This window comes from Actinomadura kijaniata NBRC 14229 (genome assembly GCF_001552175.1).
Lineage (GTDB): Bacteria > Actinomycetota > Actinomycetes > Streptosporangiales > Streptosporangiaceae > Spirillospora > Spirillospora kijaniata.
The window spans coordinates 1-5,486 of the sequence record NZ_BCQR01000307.1; the positions used below are offsets into that span (position 1 = coordinate 1).

Sequence of the window (5,486 nt, forward strand, 5' to 3'; positions counted from 1 at the left end):
ACCGCGCCGACCGAGGTCCCGATCGGCTCGCCGGTCCAGTTCGAGAACCTGGGCATCGGGATCATGAACGGGAACCCGTTCTTCACCGCCTCGGGCGTCCTGCCGCTGACCGGCAACGGCCGACGGAGCGCCGAGTGATGTGGGCCTGGGAGTACGAAGCGGGCTGGCCGAGCCCGACCGACGCGCACACCAAGACCGGCCTGACCAAGTGGCTGGGCGACTTCGGCCGCGAGGGCTGGGAGCTGGCCGTCGTGGTTCACGAGGACGGCCCGTACATCTTCAAGCGGCCGCGACCGACCGGCCGTGACTCCGACGAGGCGTTCTCGCCGTGGGAGGACGTAGAGCGATGACTGCGAAGATCTCCGACGGCCAGATGACCTTCGATGACCTGCTCGACACCCGGCCGGGCTGCTCGCGCTGCGGCTGCGACGACACGACGCAGATCACCGTGACCGACGACGAAGAGCTGTGGGCCTGTGCTCGCTGCGGTACCGAGATGCGGGTGATCGTATGAAGGAGCACCTGCACACCGCGCACGACATCGCGATCACCGTGTGGGCGCTGCTGGTGGCCTACTTCGTGGTGCGCTTCGTGATCGGCACGGTGAGGTTCATCCGCGCGCCCCGGGCCGCGAAGAAGAACTACTGGCTGCGGTTCCGGGTGTGGGCTCGCTGGCGCAAGCACGCGCTCGCGCTGGGCCTGGTCTACATCCGGCGGCAGTCGATGCGGATCACCGGGCACAAGTCGGTCGGCTCGCAGATGGTCGAAGGCTTCCTGGGCGCGGTGGTGCCGGTGGCCCTGGTGGCGTCGGTCCTCCAGTCGATGGGCATCGGCGCGTTCGACGACATGATCGGCAAGCAGAAGCGCAAGGCCAAGTACCCGCGCATCCGGACCTGGGCCGACCCGTACGGCGTTGTGGTTCGGATGCGGACCGTGGACGGTATCGGCCGTGAGGAAGTCGAGCGGCACGCCTCCCACTTGGCCGATGTGTGGCAGGTGCCGAAGGTCCAGGTGCACGCGGACAAGAAGCCGGGCTTCGTGCGCATCCGAGCGATCAAGAACGACCCGATCGCGGTGCCGCTGACGGCGGCGGACCTCCCGGCGGCCGTGTACGCCGAGCCGAACCCCTGGCGGCCCTACCTTGGCCGGGACGAGTGGGGCGTTGATCGCTGGCTGGACCTGGTGGGGATCACCGGCATGACGATCGGTGGCCTGCCTCGCTACGGGAAGACGGGCCTGGTGCGCTCGCTGCTCAAGCAGTGGGGCGGCTTCCCGGAGGTCCAGTTCGTCTTCCTGGACGGCAAGGGCTCCGGCGACCAGGTCGGCGCGGACTACGCCGAGTGGGTCGATCGGGCCTGGATGGCGTCCGGCGACGATCTGAAGCGCGCCGAGGAGATCTTCGCCAAGCTCAACGATCACATGATCGAACGCGGCCGCGTGATCCGGCCCTGCCTGGGAGTGAAGAACGGCTGGCACGTCGGTCCGTCGCGCGGCTGGCCGCTGATCATCGTGGTGGTGGACGAGTGCCACAGCTTCTTCGACGAGGCGCGGGCCACGAGCCAGGAGGAGAAGAAGCGCATCCAGCGGATCAAGAGCCTGGCGGCCGACCTGCCGCGCAAGGCCGGGTCCGTGATGATGCTGTCGATCTTCATGACGCAGAAGCAGACCGGCGACGCGATCCCGACCGCCATCCGCGATAACTGCGTGGTCGGTGCCTCCTTCGCGGTCAAGACGCGCGACGCTGCGGTGGCTGGCCTGGGTGAGGGCATCCGCGAGTGGCCCGCGATGTGCCCGACCACGTTGCGTGAGCGGCCCACCTACGTCGGGGCCTGTACGGCGGCCCTGCCCGACGGCGTCAGCCCCTTCGTGCGTCTCCGCGTGCCCTACGTCGACGAGGCCGACTCCGAGCTGTTCGCCGAGCAGGTAGCCCATCTGCGGGCCGACCCTGACGAGCTGCTGGCCGCGATGACGGTCCGCCGCGAGATGGCCCCGGTGTAGCTGCGGCCTCAGCCGCGCACCTGCCCCGAGGTCTCCATCTCGTCGCCCGTCGATCCACCCTCCGGGGTAGCGGGCCAGGCCCCACCGGCATCGGTGGAGCGCCCCACTGGACGAACGACCGATGCCGGTGGGGCCTGGTCTGCTTCGCTCCGCTGGATCGACGGGTGACGAGATGGAGACCTCCCCACCTCAGCCCCGTGACCAGCAGTAGCTCCGTGCGGTGCCCCCTCCATCTCAGAGCCCCGAGAGGCCCCGCCGGAGGCAAGAGAGAGGACCGATCCCCGTGATGACCTTCGCAGTCTTGGCGGCCTTCGCCGTCGTCCACTTCGTGGCCGGGCTGATCTGGCTGTACAACCGTGAGGCCCGCGCCCTGTTCGCCCCTGAGGCGGTCGAAGAGCGGCGTTCGCGGCGCGCCTCCTACCGGCGGGCCGCATGACCCGCGAGAGTGCCCGAGAAACGCGTACGGCCCCGGTATCCGCCAAGATCCCCGGGGCCGTGGTGATCGCCCTCTGCTGGAAGACGAGTCAACGCTGATGGCCACGATAAGCGATGCCGCTGCCGGACGTCGAGCGCGTCCGGCTTCCGCGCGTCGGCAGGCTCCAGGAGACCGTGCCCGTGATGCAGCGCGCCGCGCGGCGAGCGAAGCGGGCGCCGGCGGCCGGGCCGCTCGGCCGGAGGCCGCCGGGGACGTCGCGGGGCGCGCCGCCGCAGGCGGCCCTTGGCACTACGCGAAACATGTTTCCGCCTGCCTCCCGGAAGACGCTGACCAGCGTCAGGAGCGGCGACACGTCCGGTACGCGCAGCGCGAAGTCCTGTGGCACGAAAGCCGTCTGGAGCGCGTCCGGAAGTGCGGGCGGACAGCCTGCGCCGAAGGGGACGTCCGCGTGACCATGAACGCGGACATCGCGCACTATAAGGGGCTCACCACCTGCGGCAGCATCTGGGCCTGCCCCCCCTGCGCCGCGAAGATCCGGAACCGGCGGGCCGAAGACATCTCGACCGCAACCGCCGACTGGGATCGTCAGGGCCGTGAGGTCTGGATGGCGACCTTCACCGCGCCGCACGATCTCGGGATGCGGCTCAAGCCGTTGCTGTCGACGATCGCGGACGGCTTCCGGCACGTCGTGTCCGGCCGGGCCTGGGTGGCGCTCAAGAAGGCGCTCGGCATCGTCGGCCAGATTCGGAGTCTGGAGATCACGCACGGCGCGAACGGCTGGCACCCTCACCTGCATGTCCTGATCTACGTTGACGGGCGGCTCGACGCGTTCGGCCTCGCTCGGCTGATCCTTCACCTGCGGGAGCGCTGGGCCGACTTCATCACGCGCGCTGGGTACCGCGTGCCGCACGAGGATCACGGCGTGGACGTCCAGCGCTGCCGGTCGGCCGCCGAAGCTGGTGCCTACATCGCCAAGTTGCAGGACGGCCGGAGCGTCGGGAACGAGATGACCCGGGCGGACATGAAATCCGGCCGCGGGAAAGGTCGGACGCCGATCGAGATCCTGGACGACTTCCGGTGGACCGGCGACGCTGACGACCTACGCCTATGGCACGAGTACGAGACGGCCACGAAGGGACGGCAATGCATTACCTGGTCCAAGGGCCTGCGTGCGCTGCTGCTGCCGGAGGATCCGGAGGAGAAGACCGACGAGGACCTGGCCGCAGAGGAGGTCGGCGGTGAGGACATCGCGCACATCGAGGGCGAGACCTGGCGCGCCATCGTCCGGCGGCCGGGCCTGCCCGCTGCGCTCCTGGACGCGGCCGAACGCGGCGGCCTGGAGGCGATGAACGAGCTGCTGGCGCGGCACCACATCGGCGCGGTCAGTCCGCCGCCGGTGATGATCCGAAGGGAAGAGCGGTGACGACCAACGACGAGTGGGCGCTGATGGCCTGGGCCTGCCTTCGGGCGGCCGACGAACTCGAACCGGGTGAGCTGTCCAGGGACCTGAGCAACGACTACGGTCCGGCTCGTGAGCGGCTCCGTGTGGCGGTCGACCATGGCACACCAGCGGAGATCCGGCAGGCCGTAGAGCGCTACGCCAACGCGTTCACCTACATCTCGGCAACGCTTCTCGCGCACTACGACACGCCGGGAACGCGGCTGCTCCGGGCCGTGGTCGACGTGAAGCGAGCCCTGCGAGCCGAGAAGCTTGATCGCGAAAGCGCCGGACAGGATGATCAGCAGGCATGATCCGTCTCCGACGGGAGCTTTACAACGTAAGGTAAGTGACCTGGAAGACCCCCCGCCGGATGATCGACGGGGGGTCTTCCGGTGCCTGGTCAGGTCCCGAGCGGTACCGGCCAGATGTGCCCGAGTTCGCACCGGAACCACCTGATCAGCTCACCGAAGGTCGGATCAACGTCCTCGATGATCTCGACCGGCGCGGCTCCGCAGGTTGGGCACGTGGCGGGTCGTTCGGTCACTTGATCTCCATGTCGTACTCCAGGCGGTAGCGGTCGGCCGCGAACACGATGTCGGCCACCTGCACCACGATGTCACCGGCTCGGAACGCCTGATCGATCGCGATCACGGGGACTCCCGGCGGGATGTCGAGCGTGTCGGCTTCGTCGGCCGTAGGCATTCGGACGTGCAGCGCCTCGCGAACGGCGTCAACGTGAACGCCGATCGAGTCGAAGCGCGGGACGATGCCCGTGTTCGCGAGCGGTCCCCGGGTCGGATCCTCGATCTCGGTGCCGCCGGTGAGGGCGAGCGGCTCCCAGCACACGGAGGAGCTGACCGGCTGCTCGTCCATGCGGATGAGGTAGGTGATCCGCTGCACGTCGGTGCCGCGTTCGATGCCGAGACGATCGGCCACCTCGCCGGGGGCGTAGGTGCGGTGTACGTCGGCCTGGACGGTCACGGCGCGCCCGGCCTCCTTGGCCTCGTTGAGGAACGTTGCCTTCGTGTGCGGCCGCCAGTACCGCTTGGGCGCGGACCTGACGAGCTGCTGCGGCTTGCGGACGAAGGTTCCCTTCCCGCGCACGCCATAGATCAGGCCGTCTGCGCGCAGGGATTCCAGGGCCTTCCTCACCGTGATCGGTGAGACGTCCCAGCGTTCGCAGAGCTCCCGCTCGGTCGGCAGCCGGTCACCTCCGGCGAGCTCACCGCTGGTGATCCGGTGCCTGATGTCCTCCGCGATCTCGATGTACGCGGGCATCCAGCGTCTCGACACAGCCTCTTCCTTCCTGAGGGTTGCAGTTCATATACGAACATGCTTACATACGAACAGCAGGTTCGTATATGAACATGCGAACACGGTATACCTCCTGGAAGGCGGTGGCACATGGCCACGATGAAGATCGACCAGACCGCGTCCTTCGCGCTGGCGGTGCTGATGTCGGCGCAGCCCAAGACCAAGTTCGCGAACGGGAAGCGGACCGAGGAGCAGGACGTCAGCAAGGACGGCGTCCCGAAGTGGGCGGTCCAGGTGACCGTCGCGGACCGCGAGACCGGTTCGGCCGACCTGCTCAAGGTCACGGTGACGAGCCAC

At 68.6% G+C, this 5,486-nt stretch carries 8 protein-coding genes; 7 read left to right on the top strand and 1 reads right to left on the bottom strand.

The window, feature by feature from the left end:
- Positions 1 to 137 precede the first annotated feature (137 nt).
- From AKI01S_RS48135 to AKI01S_RS48150, 6 genes are all read left to right on the top strand, one after another.
- Positions 138 to 350, top strand: coding sequence for a hypothetical protein (locus AKI01S_RS48135; RefSeq protein WP_067833745.1), 213 nt, complete (start codon positions 138 to 140; stop codon positions 348 to 350).
- The gene (locus AKI01S_RS51495) at positions 347 to 514 is read left to right on the top strand and encodes a hypothetical protein (RefSeq protein WP_157420737.1); all 168 of its coding nucleotides are present in this window, start codon (positions 347 to 349) and stop codon (positions 512 to 514) included. Before AKI01S_RS48135 ends, AKI01S_RS51495 begins: the two co-directional genes overlap by 4 nt.
- Positions 511 to 1,998, top strand: a complete 1,488-nt coding sequence (locus AKI01S_RS48140; RefSeq protein ID WP_067833748.1) for a hypothetical protein — start codon at positions 511 to 513, stop codon at positions 1,996 to 1,998. Before AKI01S_RS51495 ends, AKI01S_RS48140 begins: the two co-directional genes overlap by 4 nt.
- A gap of 286 nt (positions 1,999 to 2,284) precedes the next feature.
- Entirely contained in the window at positions 2,285 to 2,434 is a 150-nt protein-coding gene (locus AKI01S_RS51500; RefSeq protein ID WP_157420739.1) for a hypothetical protein, read from the top strand.
- Positions 2,435 to 2,888: 454 nt separating this feature from the next.
- Complete coding sequence (locus AKI01S_RS48145) at positions 2,889 to 3,857, top strand: protein rep (protein ID WP_439951718.1); 969 nt, start codon at positions 2,889 to 2,891, stop codon at positions 3,855 to 3,857.
- On the top strand, positions 3,854 to 4,186 hold the full coding sequence (locus tag AKI01S_RS48150; protein ID WP_067833754.1) for a hypothetical protein: 333 nt from the start codon (positions 3,854 to 3,856) through the stop codon (positions 4,184 to 4,186). Before AKI01S_RS48145 ends, AKI01S_RS48150 begins: the two co-directional genes overlap by 4 nt.
- Positions 4,187 to 4,415: 229 nt before the next feature.
- On the opposite strand, the gene AKI01S_RS48155 is transcribed toward AKI01S_RS48150, so the two are convergent.
- Entirely contained in the window at positions 4,416 to 5,168 is a 753-nt protein-coding gene (locus AKI01S_RS48155; RefSeq protein ID WP_157420742.1) for a GntR family transcriptional regulator, read from the bottom strand.
- Between the two features lie 111 nt (positions 5,169 to 5,279).
- Between AKI01S_RS48155 and AKI01S_RS48160 the strand changes: the two genes are divergently transcribed.
- Positions 5,280 to 5,486: hypothetical protein (locus tag AKI01S_RS48160; protein ID WP_157420744.1), on the top strand; the 207-nt coding region annotated here is incomplete at its 3' end.

Excerpts from the sequence above, each read along its gene's own strand:
- AKI01S_RS48135 (WP_067833745.1), top strand. The coding sequence starts at position 138 with ATGTGGGCCTGGGAGTACGAAGCGGGCTGGCCGAGCCCGACCGACGCG.
- AKI01S_RS51495 (WP_157420737.1), top strand. The coding sequence starts at position 347 with ATGACTGCGAAGATCTCCGACGGCCAGATGACCTTCGATGACCTGCTC.
- AKI01S_RS48140 (WP_067833748.1), top strand. The coding sequence starts at position 511 with ATGAAGGAGCACCTGCACACCGCGCACGACATCGCGATCACCGTGTGG.
- AKI01S_RS51500 (WP_157420739.1), top strand. The coding sequence starts at position 2,285 with ATGACCTTCGCAGTCTTGGCGGCCTTCGCCGTCGTCCACTTCGTGGCC.
- AKI01S_RS48145 (WP_439951718.1), top strand. The coding sequence starts at position 2,889 with ATGAACGCGGACATCGCGCACTATAAGGGGCTCACCACCTGCGGCAGC.